Consider the following 16163-nt stretch of genomic DNA (forward strand, 5'->3'; position numbering starts at 1 on the left):
AACTTTTTTCTAAAATCATCTTAAATCAAGAAATCCAAACCTGTTTCCAAGCTTTCTTCGACAGCCTTCTGTAGAGAGGCCAGTGTCTTTTGCCCATCACTTGTCAGGCAGATAAAGCTAGAACGTCTATCTTGATCACAACACATGCGACTAAGTAGACCGCAATTTTTGGCTTCCAAGCGAGCCACCATCCGAGAAACAGCGCTCGGGCTCAGATGAAGTTTATCTGGCAGGTCAATCTGGCGTAGAGATTTTTCTTGGGCCAAGTCCAGATAGTAGAGCAGGTAAAACTCTTTCAAGGTCAGACTTTGGTCACTCTGCTGGGCAATGGTCTCTTCCAAGAGACCTTCAATTTCTTTCTGACGACGATTGAAATCAAACCACTTTTCCAAATAGCTCATTGCTTTCTCCTTTCTTTTCAAAGTAAAATCACAAAGTCATTACTGACTGTCTCTACAACACAAGATGATTGCGCATGCAATGATTATACTACTTTTAACTAATCCTTGCAAGAGAGAAGAATTGCGATATTTCCTTGAAATTTTCTGAAAAAAGAGTAAACTGGTATGCAAGAAGTCTATTTCGTGGAGTTTAGGATGAAATTATATGTTCAATTAATGATTCTCTTTGTGATTTCTCTTATCGGAGAGGGAATTTCTAGTTTCTTTCATCTGCCCATCCCAGGCAGTATTATCGGTTTGATTATTCTCTTTCTAGCCTTACAGTTCAAGTGGCTAAGGACCAGACATGTCAACATGGTTGGAAATTTCTTGCTGGCCAATATGACCATTCTCTTTTTGCCGCCAGCAGTGGGTATCATGGAAAAGTTTGATGTGATTGCCCCTTATCTTTTACCCATCGTCTTGATTGTCTTTTTTGCGGCTGTCATCAACATTATCCTTATTGCCCTAGTGGTTCAGTTTATCAAGAGACGATTTGAGGGAGATTATGAGAAAGGAGATGCCAAATGAGCGAATTTGTATCCAATCCTCTGTTTGGGATTGCATTATCTATCCTAGCTTATCTAGTGGGGATGTTGATTTACAGACGTTTTCCCCATCCCTTGACAACACCCCTGCTTTTGTCAGCCATTTTTATCATTATTTTCCTTAAGGCGACGGGTATTTCTTATCAAGATTACTACCAAGGTGGTGTTTATCTGAACAACTTGATAGTCCCATCGACCGTAGCTCTAGGGATTCCGCTTTATAAGAGTTTTCATCTGATGAAGCACCATGCACGGAGTATTCTCTTTGGTAGTCTGCTAGCAGTAGTTGTCAACACTAGCTTCACTGCCATAGTGGCGAAAATCTTTGGCATGGACTTTTTCCTAGCCATTTCTCTCTTTCCCAAGTCAGTGACAACCGCCATGGCGGTGGGAATCACAGAAAAATTGCAAGGTTTGACGACTGTGACCTTGGTCGTCGTAGTGGCGACTGGGATCTTGACCAGTGTTATCGGTCCAACCCTTTTGAAGTGGTTGAAGATTGACGATCCAGTGGCTGTCGGACTCTCCCTTGGAGGGACAGGTCATGCTGTCGGAACGGGAACAGCCTTTCGATACGGCTCAGTAGCAGGAGCCATGGGTGGCTTGGCTATCGGTGTCACTGGTATTCTCTACGTCTTTGTCAGTCCCATCGTAGCCAGTTTGATATTGAGTTAAAGAAAAACCCAGCTTTCTAGCTGGGCATTTTTTATTGCAAATTAACCTTGTTTTTCAAGATGTAGTAGGTTCCGAGATAGTAGATAGCTGATAAAAAGAGATCGCGTAAGATTTCTGTACCAGCCATTACGTTATAGTCATTGTCAACTCTTAAGAAGAGAGAAACATAACCAATAACGATTGAAATAACGATATAGGCTAGAATCCCCATAGCTGTTCGATACTCGTTAAAGAGTTGCCCGATAGAGATGGAGAGGTAAATGGATAAAATCCATGCGATTGAACCGACAAATAGTGATAGGGCATACAGCCAGCCGTAGCTGATGTAATTGGAAATGAAGTCATAGAGGATAGTGAAGTCTTTTTCAACTGGTGTTAAGAAGAAGATAATCAATATACTCAAGATAAAGACGACACAACCTAAGATGTACCAGACAAGGGCACTGAAGAGTTTTGCGGTGATGATTTGGTGCTCTGAGACAGGTAGGGTTAGGGTCAAGTACCCTTGGCGGTCATAAACACTACCTTTGAATCTTCGGATGATTAAAAAGATTGTTGCAATCAAAAGAGTGACGCTGAGTCCTCCAAAGACTAGTACTAAAAAGAAGATGAAATAAGCAGAATTGTTAGGATTGTAACTCTGGCTAAGACTGCTAATAAAAGCTCCAAGCAAAACTGAAATTGCAAGCACAGCACCGTAGAGTGCCAGATACCACTTATTGACATTTTTAAATTCATAACGAACTAGATTCCAAAACATAATAATCTCCTTTGCTTAGGCTTTAAATTCCTGGCGGAAGAGCTGGTCAATTGATTCACCTGACTCGTAACGAATATCATCAACATTTCCTTGGCGGACGACTTTCCCGTCTTTGAGGAAGATGATCTCATCCAAGATTGGCTCAATATCTGAAATCAAGTGGGTTGAAATCAGCACCGTAGAGGTTGGGGAATAGTTGTTGATGATGGTATTAAGGATATAATCACGGGCAGCTGGATCCACGCCTCCGATTGGTTCGTCCAGAACGTAGAGGCGGGCTTCACGGCTCATAACCAGGATGAGTTGGACCTTTTCCTTGTTCCCTTTTGATAGTTTCTTGAGGCGACTGTTTTCATCAATACCGAGATCGGCTAAAAGGTGTTGGGCTTTTTCGAGATTGAAATCCTGATAGAAGGTTTTAAAATAGGTTAGAGCATCCTTAACCTTCATCTCTTCATTGAGGTAGGTTGTGTCTGGCAGATAGGAAACGATCGCCTTGGTAGCAGGACTTGGATCCTGTCCATTAATGAGAACACGTCCTTTATTTGGTTGAAGGAGGCCATTGATCAGTTTGATTAGGGTTGTTTTCCCGGATCCGTTTGGTCCAAGGAGCCCGACAATCTTTCCGGCTGAGATCTCTAGTGAGATATTGTCAAGTGCCGCAGTTGCTCCATATGATTTTGTTACATTTTCAAGTGCTAGTAGTGTCATAGTCTTAAACTCCTTTAATATAGTCGCTTAATACATTTGGCAGTTCTTCTTTTTTGTAGCCAAATTGGAGCATGCAAGAGACGAATTGTTGCAGTTGCTCCTCGGAAAGTTGTTTGCGGGACTGAAGGATGAGGTCCAAATCCTCGGTGACAAATCGACCAGTTGTCCGCTTGCTATATACAAATCCTTCACGTTCGAGGTCAGACAAGGCGCGCTGAATGGTATTGGGATTGACCCCAGCCTCGCTCGCCAAATCTCTCACGGTAGGGAGCTGTTGATTGGGTTCCAGTTCATGGGAAACAATCTGTAATTTGATTTTTTCCATAATCTGTAAATAAATCGGTTTTGTATTATCAAATGACCAGGACATCATAGTCTCCTTTCTTTTCCTTTATTGTTCTAATCAAATAATACAATAAAACAAAAAACTTGTCAAGTAAAAATAAGAATTGTTTTGGGAATTGCTCAAAAAATGGTATAATGAAAAGAAAACGACAAGGAGGGAAGTGCATGCGTTGTCCAAAATGTGGGGCTACCAAGTCTAGTGTTGTTGATAGTCGACAAGCCGAAGAAGGAAATACCATCCGCCGAAGACGTGAGTGCGACGAGTGTCAGCATCGTTTTACAACCTATGAACGAGTAGAAGAAAGAACGCTGGTTGTCGTCAAAAAAGACGGTACGCGAGAGCAGTTTTCAAGAGATAAAATCTTTAATGGGATTATCCGCTCAGCCCAGAAACGTCCTGTGTCAAGTGATGAAATCAACATGGTGGTCAATCGCATCGAGCAAAAACTCCGTAGTCGCAGTGAGAATGAGATCCAAAGTGAATATATTGGGTCCTTAGTCATGGAAGAATTGGCAGAGCTTGATGAGATCACCTATGTTCGTTTTGCCAGTGTTTACCGTAGCTTTAAGGATGTGAGTGAGTTGGAGAGTCTGCTTCAGCAGATCACCCAGTCCTCTAAGAAGAAAAAGGAAAAATAGATGAAACCAAATGACCGTTTTTCTTTTCTAAAGAATAATCGGGTGTCGCAAGATACCTCTTCTCTGGTGCAGTGCTACCTCCCGATTATCGGTCAGGAGGCACTGAGCCTCTATCTATATACCATTACCTTTTGGGATGGTGGGCAAAAGGAACACCTCTTTTCCCATATCCTCAACCACTTAAACTTTGGCATGCCGACCTTGCTCCAATCCTTCAAAGTCTTATCTGCCTTCGATCTGTTGACCCTTTATCAGAAGGAGAATGTCTATGAATTACAGCTTCATTCTCCCCTTTCCAGTCAAGAATTTCTAAGTCATTCTGTCTATAGCAGATTATTAGAGAAAAAGATTGGGGATACAGCTGTTTCTGCTATGAAGCAGACTCCAAGTGAGGGAGAAGCACTCTCTGTTTCTTTGAGCCAAGTCTTTCCAACCCTGACTGAAGAAGTGACACCAAGCGAGTCTAAAAGCAAGTTAAAAAATGATTTTGACTTGGAACATTTCCAGCGTCTGATGGCTCGAGATGGCTTGCGTTTTGAAGACGAGCAGGCGGATGTTTTGGAATTGTTCGCCATTGCAGATGAAAAAAAATGGACCTGGTTTGAAACCTATCAATTAGCTAAGGCGACAGCTGTAGCTCAGGTTATTTCTGTCAAACGCATGCGTGAAAAGATAGCACAAAAACCAGCTACTTCTGACTTTAGCCCCAAAGAAATGACCATTATCAGGGAAGCCAAAAATAAAACTCCCCTGCACTTTTTAGCCGAAATCAAGCAAACGCGTAAGGGGAACATCACCCAAAGTGAAAGAGAACTCCTTCACCAGATGGCGTCTTTAGGCTTGTTGGATGAAGTCATCAATATCGTCTTGCTTCTAACCTTTAACAAGGTTGATTCGGCCAATGTCAATGAGAAATATGCCATGAAGGTCGCCAATGACTATGCTTATCAAAAAATTCGGACAGCAGAAGAAGCTGTGCTTCGGATTCGAGAGCGTCAGCAAAAAGGCCAAGAAGACAAAAAATTGAAAACTAGCTCGACTAAGACAAATGTTCCCAAGTGGAGCAATCCAGAATATAAAAATCAAACCAGCGAGGAAACTCGTCTGGAACTAGAACGTAAAAAACAAGAAATGTTAGCCCGATTAGAAGAAGGAGGAGACTAGATGGAAAGTGTGGGTGACGTTATCAAACGTCAGACAAGTCGTTTTCAGTATCAGGACTTAGTCCAGCAGATTATGAAAGACCCAGATGTGGCGGCTTTTATCCAGAAAGAATCCCTCAGTCCAGAGGAGTTGAATCGTAGCATCTCCAAGTTCAACCAATATATCACAGAACGTGACAAGTTTCTTCGTGGGGATGCGGACTATATAGCGCGTGGCTACAAGCCTATCTTGGTTATGAATCACGGTTATGCGGATGTGTCTTATGAAGAAACACCAGAACTAATCGCGGCAGAAAAAGAGGCTGCAATTAAGAATCGTCTCAAATTGATCAATCTACCAGCCAGTCTCAAGAAAGCGAAGTTGGCTCAGATTGACCTGGATGATCTAGGACGATTACCGATTTTTGAGAGACTCTATGCCTTTGTTGACCTTTACCCTAGTATCCGAAAAGGTCTCTATCTTTACGGAGATTTTGGTGTCGGTAAGAGTTTCATGATGGCGGCCTTAGCTCATGACCTATCTGAAAAACGTGGAGCATCAACGACGATTCTCCACTATCCAAGCTTTGTCATTGATGTGAAAAATGCCATCGGTGAAGGATCAGTGAAGACCTTGGTGGATGAGATCAAATTAGCAGAAGTATTGGTCTTGGATGATATTGGTGCAGAGCAGTCGACACCTTGGGTGCGTGATGAGATTCTTCAAGTCATTCTTCAGTACCGCATGCAGGAAGATTTGCCGACCTTCTTTACTTCCAACTTTAATTTCCAAGATTTGGAAAAACATTTTGCCAAAGGAAAGAATGGAAATGACGAGACTTGGGAAGCTAGACGGGTCATGGAACGAATCCGTTATTTAGCTGAGGAGACAAGACTAGAAGGAGAAAATCGCCGATGACAGAAACCATTAAACTGATGAAAGCCCATACTTCAGTTCGTCGCTTTAAGGAGCAAGAAATTCCTCAAGCGGACTTGGACGAGATTTTGACTGCTGGACAAATGGCGTCATCTTGGAAAAATTTCCAATCCTATTCTGTGATTCTTGTACGTAGTCAAGAGAAGAAAGATGCCTTATATGAATTGGTTCCTCAGGAAGCCATTCGCCAGTCAGCTGTCTTTTTGCTCTTTGTCGGTGACTTGAACCGAGCTGAAAAGGGAGCAAGTCTTCATACGGACACTTTCCAACCTCAAGGGGTAGAAGGCCTCCTTATCACGTCTGTTGACGCTGCGCTTGCGGGGCAAAATACCTTGCTTGCGGCTGAGAGTCTGGGATATGGTGGTGTTATCATCGGTTTGGTCCGTTATAAGTCAGAAGAAGTGGCAGAACTTTTTAACCTGCCTGACTATACCTACCCTGTTTTTGGGATTGCCCTTGGCGTGCCAGATCAACAACACGAGGTCAAACCAAGACTGCCTTTGAACCAAGTGGTATTTGAAGAAGAATACCAAGAACAGCCCGTAGCAGCGATTTTGGACTATGACATAGTTCAGGCAGACTATGCTGGTGCGCGTGCGTCGACCTCTTGGAGTCAACGTTTGGCTGAGCAGTTTGGTCAAGCCGAACCTCGTTCAACTCGGAAAAATCTAGAACAGAAAAAGTTATTGTAGAAAGTGAGAAAACATGGCCTTACCAACTATTGCCATTGTGGGACGTCCCAATGTTGGGAAATCAACCCTATTTAATCGGATCGCTGGTGAGCGGATCTCAATCGTAGAAGATGTCGAGGGCGTGACACGTGACCGTATCTATGCAACGGGTGAGTGGCTCAATCGTTCCTTTAGTATGATTGATACGGGAGGGATTGACGACGTCGATGCTCCCTTCATGGAGCAAATCAAGCACCAGGCAGAAATCGCTATGGAAGAAGCCGATGTCATCGTCTTTGTGGTGTCTGGGAAAGAAGGAATTACGGATGCGGATGAATACGTTGCCCGTAAACTCTATAAAACCTATAAGCCTGTTATCCTTGCCGTTAACAAGGTTGACAACCCAGAAATGCGAAATGATATTTTTGATTTCTATGCGCTAGGATTGGGAGAACCACTGCCAATTTCGTCTGTCCACGGTATCGGGACAGGAGATGTGCTGGATGCTATTGTAGAAAATCTACCACACGAAGTTGAAGAAGAAAATCCAGACGTGATTAAATTTAGCTTGATTGGCCGTCCTAACGTTGGAAAGTCAAGTTTGATCAACGCCATTTTGGGAGAAGACCGCGTGATTGCTAGTCCAGTAGCTGGAACGACTCGCGATGCCATTGATACCCATTTTACAGATGCTGATGGACAAGAGTTTACCATGATTGATACAGCTGGTATGCGTAAGTCTGGTAAAGTCTATGAAAATACGGAGAAATATTCTGTTATGCGTGCCATGCGTGCCATTGACCGTTCTGACGTGGTCTTGATGGTCCTCAATGCCGAAGAAGGCATCCGTGAGTACGACAAGCGTATCGCAGGTTTTGCCCACGAAGCAGGTAAAGGGATGATCATCGTGGTCAATAAGTGGGATACTCTTGAGAAAGACAACCACACCATGAAAAAATGGGAAGAGGATATCCGTGAGCAGTTCCAATATCTGCCTTATGCACCGATTGTCTTTGTATCCGCTCTTACCAAGCAACGTCTCCATAAACTGCCTGAGATGATCAAGCAAATCAGTGAAAGCCAAAACACCCGTATCCCATCAGCTGTCTTGAACGATGTCATTATGGATGCCATTGCCATCAATCCAACACCGACAGACAAAGGGAAACGCCTCAAGATTTTCTACGCAACCCAAGTGGCAACCAAGCCACCAACCTTTGTCATCTTTGTCAATGAAGAAGAACTCATGCACTTCTCTTACTTGCGTTTCTTGGAAAATCAAATCCGCAAGGCCTTTGTTTTTGAGGGAACACCGATTCACTTGATTGCGAGAAAACGCAAGTAAACCTTGCTTGTTTTTCTACAAAAACAAACTAAAAGAAGACTTCATAGTCTTCTTTTTTCTATCTAAGAGGGGAGAAAAGAACCTATCAAATTGGAGGAGAATCTGTCATCAAAATTCAATCTTTTTCCTAGCTTTTGTAATCTATTTGTAATGAAAATGCACTTTCTTTGTAAAAATCAAAATGCTATAATTCCTTAAATCAATTTTCCTTTATCAGGGAGGTTATTATGAAAAGAAGCAGATTATTTAAACATAGTTTGTTGGTTCGCTTGCTTGGGTTGCTGATGGTCTTTCTCTTCTTGTCAGCATTCACAGCACCTGAAAAACCTGAGTACGGGATCTATGACCCGGATCACTATCTAACGGATGAGACTATAAGTCAAATTCGAGAATTGAATAATGTCAATAGTAAAAAATCAGAAAAATTCCAGATGGGTGTTTACGTTGTGAAAAGCCTAAATGGAGAAACAATCGAGACTGTAGCCAATGAAACAGCTAGAGCTTGGAAGATTGGCTACTCGGGAGACAATCATGGTGTCTTGATTGTGGTAGCAGTCCAAGATAGAAAATCACGGATTGAAACCAGTAATAATGTGGCCAGTAAGATCACTGACTATCAGACTCACAGGTTCTTGACAACAGCACGTCCTTACTTTAAAAATGGTGACTATAACAAGGGTGTTCTCTCAATAGTCAATAATCTCAACTACATGTTCTATAGTGGATCGAGTACGACTTCTTCAAGTTCTAGAAGTAGTTACGACTATGCTACTAATTCTAGTCGTCTAAGAGAAATTGAAAAGTATACCGCTGGGAGTCAATCTTCGAAACGTCATCGAAAAAGCAGTTCGAGCGACGGAGTTATCGTATTTGGAGTTCTCATTTACTTCATCGTGATGATTATCGGATTTCTATTTGGTGGTCGTGGTTCACGTGGAGATGATTCTAGCGGTGGCTGGTGGGGCGGTGACTCATCAGACTCAGGTTCCTCTTGGTCTGACTCAGGCTCCGACTCATCTGGAGGCTGGGACGGCGGTGGCTTCGATGGTGGCGGTTCGTCTGATGACTGGTGAGTGATCATATATTGTTCAAACCGATTTCTCCATGCAGTAAGGTGACTCCTTTGCAAGAGTTCACTCCTTAATTAAAAATAAAAGCAAAGTTTGGGAAATTGATTTAAAATCTGAGTATTATCTCAGAAAAGTTGATAAAAGAAAGTGTTAAGGTTTTGATATGAAACAAAATAAAGTAATTCTCTCAATAGTGGTGATTTTCTTTGGACTACTAGTTCTGGGAAGTTGTTCCGCAGTGACGACCTATAACGGTCTGGTTGGTGAACAGACTAAAGTGGAGCAGGCTCAGGCCGATGTCTCTACAGCCCTCCAACGTCGTTCGGACTTGATTGGTAACTTGGTGGAGTCCGTTAAAGGACAAATGAATCATGAAACCGAAGTCTTTACCAAGATTGCGGATGCTAGAGCTAAAATCGGTAGTAGCTCAGTGACATCGGAAGAAAACCAAAAGGCTCAGGGAGAATTGAGCTCTGCTCTTTCCCGCTTGATTTCCTTGACGGAGAATTATCCAGAACTCAAGAGCAATCAAAATGTTGAGCAACTAATGGTCGAACTTTCAGGCAGTGAAAATCGTATCTTTGTAGCACGCAAGGATTATAATAAAGTCGCAGCCGAGTACAATCAAAAGTTGAGAAGTTTTCCAACCGTGCTTTTTGCAAATATGATGAACTTTAAAGAAGCTGAAACTTTTAAAGAAACAGAAGAAGCCAAGACAGTTCCTAAGGTCGATTTTGGAACATCTTCATCAAGTCAATAAAGTGAATCAGCCTATGAATAAAGGAATTTCTCTAGTATGACTAGTGATTTTAAACCCGAACCTGGAAAGCTTTTTCCAGGTTTTTTTGGTATAATAAAAGGGAAGAGACAGTGACTCAAATGGAGGTTTGCTATGGAGAAAACAAAAGCCTTTCTTGAAGCGCACTACAAGAGATATATTCTTACGATTTGCCTTCTCTGGTTCCTCATGTTTATCCTTCCTTGGGATTGGCAAATAGGAGGAGTTTCAGTATATTATTTCGTTATGAAAAAAATCTTTGTGGTTTTTGGAGTTTTATCCATCCTATACTCCGTGCTGATTAAAAAAATCAGTCTTCTCATCTTTGGCATCATCTTTTGCTTGGCCTTCTGGATCAATCTCTTTTGGTATTTTGGGATATTGCCTATATTCTTGGGAAATTAAACATTAACAAATGAAGGACCAGACTAGCTTCTAGTCCTTTTTTCTTTCTTGTTAAAATAGTTGGAGATATGAAAATAATTTTGTTGACGGGCTGTCTGTATGATATAATAAGTCCCGTAAAATGAAGATTAAGGGATTTGAAAAATGGCTAAAAAAGTAAAAGATTATTATGACTTAGCTTATGCTAGTGATTTGAGTCGACGGTTGAAAGAAGCGTCCCCTGCATTTGATGGACAAAAGTTTAGGCTCTTGTTAGAAAAAGACTTGGAAGAGTTGGAGTTTAGCCAGCGTCAAGAACTCTTGGCTAGAGGTATCAAAGATTGTCTTCCCCTATCTTATCAGGACTCTCTCAAGGTTTTTGAGAAAATTTTGGGTCCTGAGTTAGAGGGTGGTTTAGGTATGTTCTCAGAAGGATATTGGCTTTGGCCAATCGGAAAATATGTAGAGCTACATGGGGACAAGGAATTTGAATTGAGCGCGGCCTTTAGTAAGGAACTAACCAAGCGATTTACTGGGGAATTTTCTATGAGACCTTTGCTGGCTCGCTATCCTAAGGCTACAATGATTTTGCTGTTAGAATGGAGTCGGGATGAAAATTTGCGCGTTCGTAGACTTGCCAGCGAATGTATGCGTATCCGTCTGCCTTGGGCTAAGAGACAAACCGTGGTATTGGATTATTTTGAGGAGTTTACCACTATTCTGACCGATCTAAAAGATGATAGAGACAAGTCTATTCAAAAAAGTGTAGCCAATAATCTAAATGATTTGTACAAGGAAGATCCTGATAAGTTTGAAAAGATACTTCAAACTTGGCAAAAGGAGGATTTGAGTCCAAGTTGTGCCTGGGTCATCAAGCATGCCTCACGAACAAAAAACAAAAAAATAGCAACAGAAGATTGATGCAAAAAAAGCTGAATTTTGACTGGTCTTTTCCGTTGTAAATTAAGGATTCTTTCTTGAAAAATAATGGTAAATATGCTAAAATTAAAAGAACATTCTAAAATATTCAGAATAAAAAGTAAGGAAAATCATGGCTAATATTTTAAAAACGATTATTGAAAATGATAAAGGAGAACTTCGTCGTCTGGAAAAAATGGCTGATAAGGTTCTTAACTATGAGAGCCAAATGGCTGCAATGTCAGACGAAGAACTAAAAGCGAAAACTGACGAATTTAAAGAACGATACAACAAGGGTGAATCACTTGATTCATTGCTATATGAGGCTTTTGCAGTAGTTCGTGAAGCTGCAAAACGTGTCCTTGGGCTCTTCCCTTATAAGGTTCAGGTCATGGGTGGGATTGTTCTTCACCATGGTGACGTTCCAGAGATGCGTACGGGTGAAGGGAAGACCTTGACAGCGACTATGCCAGTGTACCTCAATGCCCTTGCAGGTAAAGGGGTTCACGTAGTTACAGTCAATGAATACCTAACAGAACGTGACGCGACTGAAATGGGTGAATTGTACTCATGGCTCGGTCTGTCAGTAGGGATCAACTTGGCAGCAAAATCTCCAATGGAGAAAAAAGAAGCTTATCTTTGCGATATTACCTACTCAACCAACTCAGAGATTGGTTTCGACTACCTTCGTGATAACATGGTCGTTCGTGCAGAAAACATGGTGCAACGTCCACTCAATTATGCCTTGGTCGATGAGGTTGACTCTATTTTGATCGACGAAGCTCGTACACCATTGATCGTTTCAGGTGCCAATGCAGTTGAAACAAGCCAACTCTACCATATGGCAGACCACTTCGTGAAATCTTTGGACAAGGACGACTATATCATTGACGTTCAGTCTAAGACGATCGGTTTGTCAGACTCTGGTATTGACAAGGCAGAAAGCTACTTCAAACTAGAAAATCTCTACGACATTGAAAATGTAGCTCTTACTCACTTTATCGACAATGCCCTCCGTGCCAACTATATCATGATTCTCGATATCGACTATGTGGTTAGTGAAGAGCAGGAAATCTTGATCGTCGACCAATTTACAGGTCGTACCATGGAAGGTCGTCGTTACTCGGATGGTTTGCACCAAGCGATCGAAGCAAAAGAAGGTGTGCCAATCCAAGATGAGACCAAGACTTCAGCTTCTATTACCTATCAAAACCTCTTTCGTATGTATAAGAAATTGGCAGGTATGACAGGTACTGGTAAAACAGAAGAAGAAGAATTCCGCGAAATTTACAACATTCGTGTTATCCCAATCCCAACCAACCGTCCAATTCAACGTATCGACCACTCAGACCTTCTCTATGCAAGTCTTGATGCGAAATTTAAGGCTGTAGTTGAAGATGTAAAAGCTCGTTACCAAAAAGGTCAGCCGGTCTTGGTAGGTACAGTTGCCGTTGAAACGAGTGACTTCCTTTCTAAGAAATTAGTAGCAGCAGGTGTTCCTCACGAAGTCTTGAATGCGAAGAACCACTATAGAGAAGCGCAAATCATCATGAACGCTGGTCAACGTGGTGCTGTTACCATCGCAACCAACATGGCCGGTCGTGGTACCGACATTAAGCTTGGTGAAGGAGTTCGTGAGCTTGGTGGGCTTTGCGTTATCGGTACTGAGCGCCACGAAAGTCGCCGTATTGATAATCAGCTTCGTGGACGTTCAGGTCGTCAAGGAGACCCAGGTGAGTCACAATTCTACTTGTCTCTTGAAGATGATTTGATGAAACGTTTCGGTTCAGAACGTTTGAAAGGTGTCTTTGAACGTCTGAATATGTCTGACGAAGCCATCGAATCTCGCATGTTAACCCGTCAAGTTGAAGCAGCTCAAAAACGTGTCGAAGGAAACAACTACGACACTCGTAAACAAGTCCTTCAATACGACGACGTTATGCGTGAACAACGTGAGATCATCTATGCACAACGTTATGATGTCATTACTGCAGATCGTGACTTGGCACCAGAAATCCATGCTATGATCCGTCGAACAATTGGCCGTATCGTGGATGCACATGCACGTTCGAAAGAAGATGAAAAATTGGAAGCGATCTTGAACTTTGCTAAGTATAACTTGCTTCCAGAAGATTCAATTAGCCGTTCAGACCTTGCAGGTTTGTCAGACCAAGCTATCAAAGATGAACTTTTCCAACGTGCCTTGAAAGTCTATGACAGCCAAGTTGCTAAGCTTCGTGACGAAGATGCAGTGAAAGAATTCCAAAAAGTCTTGATTCTACGTGTTGTAGACAACAAGTGGACAGACCATATCGATGCTCTTGACCAGTTGCGAAATGCTGTTGGTCTTCGTGGATATGCTCAAAACAACCCAGTTGTAGAATATCAAGCAGAAGGTTTCCGCATGTTTAACGACATGATTGGATCGATTGAATTCGATGTGACTCGTTTGATGATGAAAGCACAAATCCATGAACAAGAACGTCCGCAAGTTGAACACAATATCAGTACAACTGCGACTCGTAATATCGCAGCGCAGCAGGCAAGCCTTCCAGAAGATTTGGACTTGAGCCAAATCGGACGAAACGACCAATGCCCATGTGGATCAGGTAAGAAATTCAAGAACTGTCATGGTAAGAGACAATAATATGAGATAAGATACAGCGGATACCTGGTAAAAATCATTTTTTGCTTGGTGTCCGTTTGCTTTATAAGGAGATGAATCATGGTATTTAAAGCTAAAAGTCCTAAAATTAACATTGAAGAAGTTCGCGCCTTGTCTAAATTAGAGGGAGCGGCTCTTGCGAGAAAAAATCAACGTGATCAGGAATTGGAAGCCATCATTCGTGGGGAGGACCAGCGTATTCTCTTGGTGATTGGACCATGTTCATCTGATAATGAAGAGGCGGTTCTCGAGTATGCCAAGCGTCTATCTACTTTGCAAGAAGAGGTCAAAGACCGTATTTTTATGGTCATGCGTGTCTATACAGCTAAACCTCGTACCAATGGAGATGGCTATAAGGGCTTGATTCATCAACCAAATGCGACAGAAGCTCCTAGCTTGATCAATGGGATCAAGGCTGTTCGCCAACTGCACTACCGTGTGATTACCGAGACGGGAATGACAACAGCTGATGAGATGCTTTATCCTGAAAATCTTCCGCTGGTGGATGATTTGATTTCTTATATGGCTGTTGGAGCTCGTTCTGTAGAGGATCAACAGCACCGTTTTGTAGCGAGTGGAGCAGACTTTTCAACAGGATTTAAAAATCCCACATCTGGAAATCTCAATGTTATGTTTAACGGGATTTACGCAGCGCAAAATAAACAGAGTTTCCTCTTCCTCGGTAAAGAGGTGGAAACAACAGGGAATCCATTGTCCCACGCCATTCTTCGTGGTGCCTTGAATGAATACGGGAAAAATATTCCTAACTACTACTATGACAATTTGATGGATACCATTGATCAGTATGAAAAGATGGGCTTGGAAAATCCCTTTATCATCATCGATACCAATCATGATAATTCGGGCAAGCAGTACATGGATCAAATCCGTATCGTTCGTCAGACCTTGATTAACCGTGACTGGAATGAGAAGATCAAAAAATATGTTCGTGGTTTTATGATTGAGTCCTATCTAGAAGATGGACGTCAAAATGAGCCAGAAGTTTTTGGTAAGTCCATTACAGATCCGTGTCTAGGATGGGACAACACAGAAGCACTTGTTCGCGAAATTTACCAAACGCTAGGAGAGTAAGATGGCATTTATCGAAAAAGGTCAAGAAATTGATATTGAAGCAATCAAGGCTGCGACCCAGTTGTCACCTGAAGTCTTGCGTTATAAGGAAGTGCGAGATCAAGAGTTGGCAGCCATCATCTCGGGTGAGGACGACCGAATTCTTTTGGTAATGGGACCTTGCTCTTCTGACAATGAAGAGGCTGTTTTGGAATATGCCCGCCGTTTAGCTGACTTGCAGAAAAAAGTTGCGGATAAAATCTTTATCGTCATGCGTGTCTATACAGCTAAACCTCGTACCAATGGAGATGGCTATAAGGGTTTGATTCATCAGCCAAATGCTAGTGAGGCTCCTAGTCTCATCAATGGTTTGCAGGCTGTTCGTCAGCTCCACTACCGTGTGATTACGGAGACGGGATTGACTACGGCTGACGAGATGCTTTATCCGTCTAATCTCCTTTTGGTCGATGATCTGGTCAGCTACCATGCTGTAGGAGCTCGTTCAGTGGAAGACCAGGAACACCGCTTTGTAGCCTCTGGGATTGATGCTCCAGTTGGGATGAAAAATCCGACATCCGGAAACCTTGGGGTTATGTTTAATGCTATCTATGCAGCTCAAAACAAGCAAACCTTCCTTTACCATGGCCAAGAAGTGGAGACTTCAGGAAATCCCTTGGCCCACGTTATTCTTCGTGGCGCCATGAACGAATATGGTAAAAATGAACCCAACTTCTACTATGAAACCCTCTTAAATGCCATCAATCGCTATGAGACTATGGGACTTGAAAATCCCTTCATTATCATCGATACCAATCATGACAATTCTGGCAAGCAGTATATGGAACAAATTCGCATTGTTCGTCAAGCCTTGCTGAATCGTGACTGGAATGAAAAGATTAAAAAGACGGTTCGAGGCTTTATGATCGAATCTTACCTAGCAGATGGTCGTCAAAACCAACCAGAGGTCTTTGGCTACTCCATAACTGACCCTTGTCTAGGTTGGGAAAATACAGTAGCCTTGGTAGAAGAAATTTATACTACCTTAACAAAATAAGTGAAAAGGA

18 protein-coding genes are annotated in these 16163 nt (G+C 42.2%); 14 read left to right on the top strand and 4 right to left on the bottom strand.

The features are described from left to right. Window positions 1–20 precede the first annotated feature (20 nt). Window positions 21–401, bottom strand: a complete 381-nt coding sequence (locus CO686_RS01920; RefSeq protein WP_000120821.1) for a MarR family transcriptional regulator — start codon at window positions 399–401, stop codon at window positions 21–23. Between the two features lie 195 nt (window positions 402–596). Here CO686_RS01920 and CO686_RS01925 point away from each other — a divergent pair, with 195 nt between their 5' ends. Beyond that, window positions 597–971 (top strand): CidA/LrgA family protein, encoded by a 375-nt coding sequence (locus tag CO686_RS01925; protein ID WP_000781325.1) that lies wholly within the window; start codon window positions 597–599, stop codon window positions 969–971. Beyond that, a complete protein-coding gene (locus tag CO686_RS01930; RefSeq protein WP_001288935.1) occupies window positions 968–1663 on the top strand; it encodes an LrgB family protein in 696 nt (231 codons plus the stop codon). Before CO686_RS01925 ends, CO686_RS01930 begins: the two co-directional genes overlap by 4 nt. A gap of 31 nt (window positions 1664–1694) precedes the next feature. On the opposite strand, the gene CO686_RS01935 is transcribed toward CO686_RS01930, so the two are convergent. From CO686_RS01935 to CO686_RS01945, 3 genes are read right to left on the bottom strand one after another with little or no spacing between them, the layout of a single operon-like run. Further along, on the bottom strand, window positions 1695–2423 hold the full coding sequence (locus CO686_RS01935) for a hypothetical protein (protein ID WP_049500123.1): 729 nt from the start codon (window positions 2421–2423) through the stop codon (window positions 1695–1697). 15 nt (window positions 2424–2438) lie between these two features. Next, the gene (locus CO686_RS01940; protein ID WP_000173187.1) at window positions 2439–3134 is read right to left on the bottom strand and encodes an ABC transporter ATP-binding protein; all 696 of its coding nucleotides are present in this window, start codon (window positions 3132–3134) and stop codon (window positions 2439–2441) included. A 4-nt stretch (window positions 3135–3138) separates the two neighbouring features. After that, complete coding sequence (locus CO686_RS01945; RefSeq protein WP_000119117.1) at window positions 3139–3504, bottom strand: GntR family transcriptional regulator; 366 nt, start codon at window positions 3502–3504, stop codon at window positions 3139–3141. Window positions 3505–3644: 140 nt separating this feature from the next. On the opposite strand from CO686_RS01945, the gene nrdR reads away from it, so the two are divergent. From nrdR to CO686_RS02005, 12 genes are all read left to right on the top strand, one after another. After that, a complete protein-coding gene (gene nrdR, locus CO686_RS01950) occupies window positions 3645–4118 on the top strand; it encodes a transcriptional regulator NrdR (protein ID WP_001203678.1) in 474 nt (157 codons plus the stop codon). After that, complete coding sequence (locus CO686_RS01955; RefSeq protein ID WP_000803928.1) at window positions 4119–5282, top strand: DnaD domain protein; 1164 nt, start codon at window positions 4119–4121, stop codon at window positions 5280–5282. It abuts the gene before it with no gap. Then, window positions 5283–6179 carry a primosomal protein DnaI gene (gene dnaI / locus CO686_RS01960; protein ID WP_000446485.1) on the top strand — a complete coding sequence of 299 codons (897 nt, stop codon included), beginning with the start codon at window positions 5283–5285 and terminating at the stop codon, window positions 6177–6179. Continuing rightward, a complete protein-coding gene (locus CO686_RS01965) occupies window positions 6176–6889 on the top strand; it encodes an NADPH-dependent oxidoreductase (RefSeq protein WP_049500121.1) in 714 nt (237 codons plus the stop codon). The genes dnaI and CO686_RS01965 overlap by 4 nt, the downstream gene beginning before the upstream one ends. Window positions 6890–6902: 13 nt before the next feature. Continuing rightward, complete coding sequence (gene der / locus CO686_RS01970; RefSeq protein WP_001207704.1) at window positions 6903–8213, top strand: ribosome biogenesis GTPase Der; 1311 nt, start codon at window positions 6903–6905, stop codon at window positions 8211–8213. A 227-nt stretch (window positions 8214–8440) separates the two neighbouring features. Continuing rightward, window positions 8441–9286 carry a TPM domain-containing protein gene (locus tag CO686_RS01975; RefSeq protein ID WP_000830954.1) on the top strand — a complete coding sequence of 282 codons (846 nt, stop codon included), beginning with the start codon at window positions 8441–8443 and terminating at the stop codon, window positions 9284–9286. A 160-nt stretch (window positions 9287–9446) separates the two neighbouring features. After that, window positions 9447–10043, top strand: a complete 597-nt coding sequence (locus CO686_RS01980) for a LemA family protein (protein ID WP_000812476.1) — start codon at window positions 9447–9449, stop codon at window positions 10041–10043. A gap of 132 nt (window positions 10044–10175) precedes the next feature. Further along, entirely contained in the window at window positions 10176–10466 is a 291-nt protein-coding gene (locus CO686_RS01985) for a hypothetical protein (RefSeq protein ID WP_000415961.1), read from the top strand. 144 nt (window positions 10467–10610) lie between these two features. Then, entirely contained in the window at window positions 10611–11366 is a 756-nt protein-coding gene (locus CO686_RS01990; protein WP_049550301.1) for a DNA alkylation repair protein, read from the top strand. Between the two features lie 130 nt (window positions 11367–11496). Next, window positions 11497–14010: a preprotein translocase subunit SecA gene (gene secA, locus CO686_RS01995; protein WP_045616788.1), complete on the top strand. Its 2514-nt coding sequence runs from the start codon at window positions 11497–11499 to the stop codon at window positions 14008–14010. Between the two features lie 78 nt (window positions 14011–14088). After that, a complete protein-coding gene (locus tag CO686_RS02000; protein WP_000231312.1) occupies window positions 14089–15120 on the top strand; it encodes a 3-deoxy-7-phosphoheptulonate synthase in 1032 nt (343 codons plus the stop codon). A 1-nt stretch (window position 15121) separates the two neighbouring features. Next, window positions 15122–16153 (top strand): 3-deoxy-7-phosphoheptulonate synthase, encoded by a 1032-nt coding sequence (locus CO686_RS02005; protein WP_096753437.1) that lies wholly within the window; start codon window positions 15122–15124, stop codon window positions 16151–16153. The last annotated feature ends 10 nt before the right edge of the window (window positions 16154–16163 follow it).

This window comes from Streptococcus oralis, assembly GCF_002386345.1.
Lineage (GTDB): Bacteria > Bacillota > Bacilli > Lactobacillales > Streptococcaceae > Streptococcus > Streptococcus oralis_S.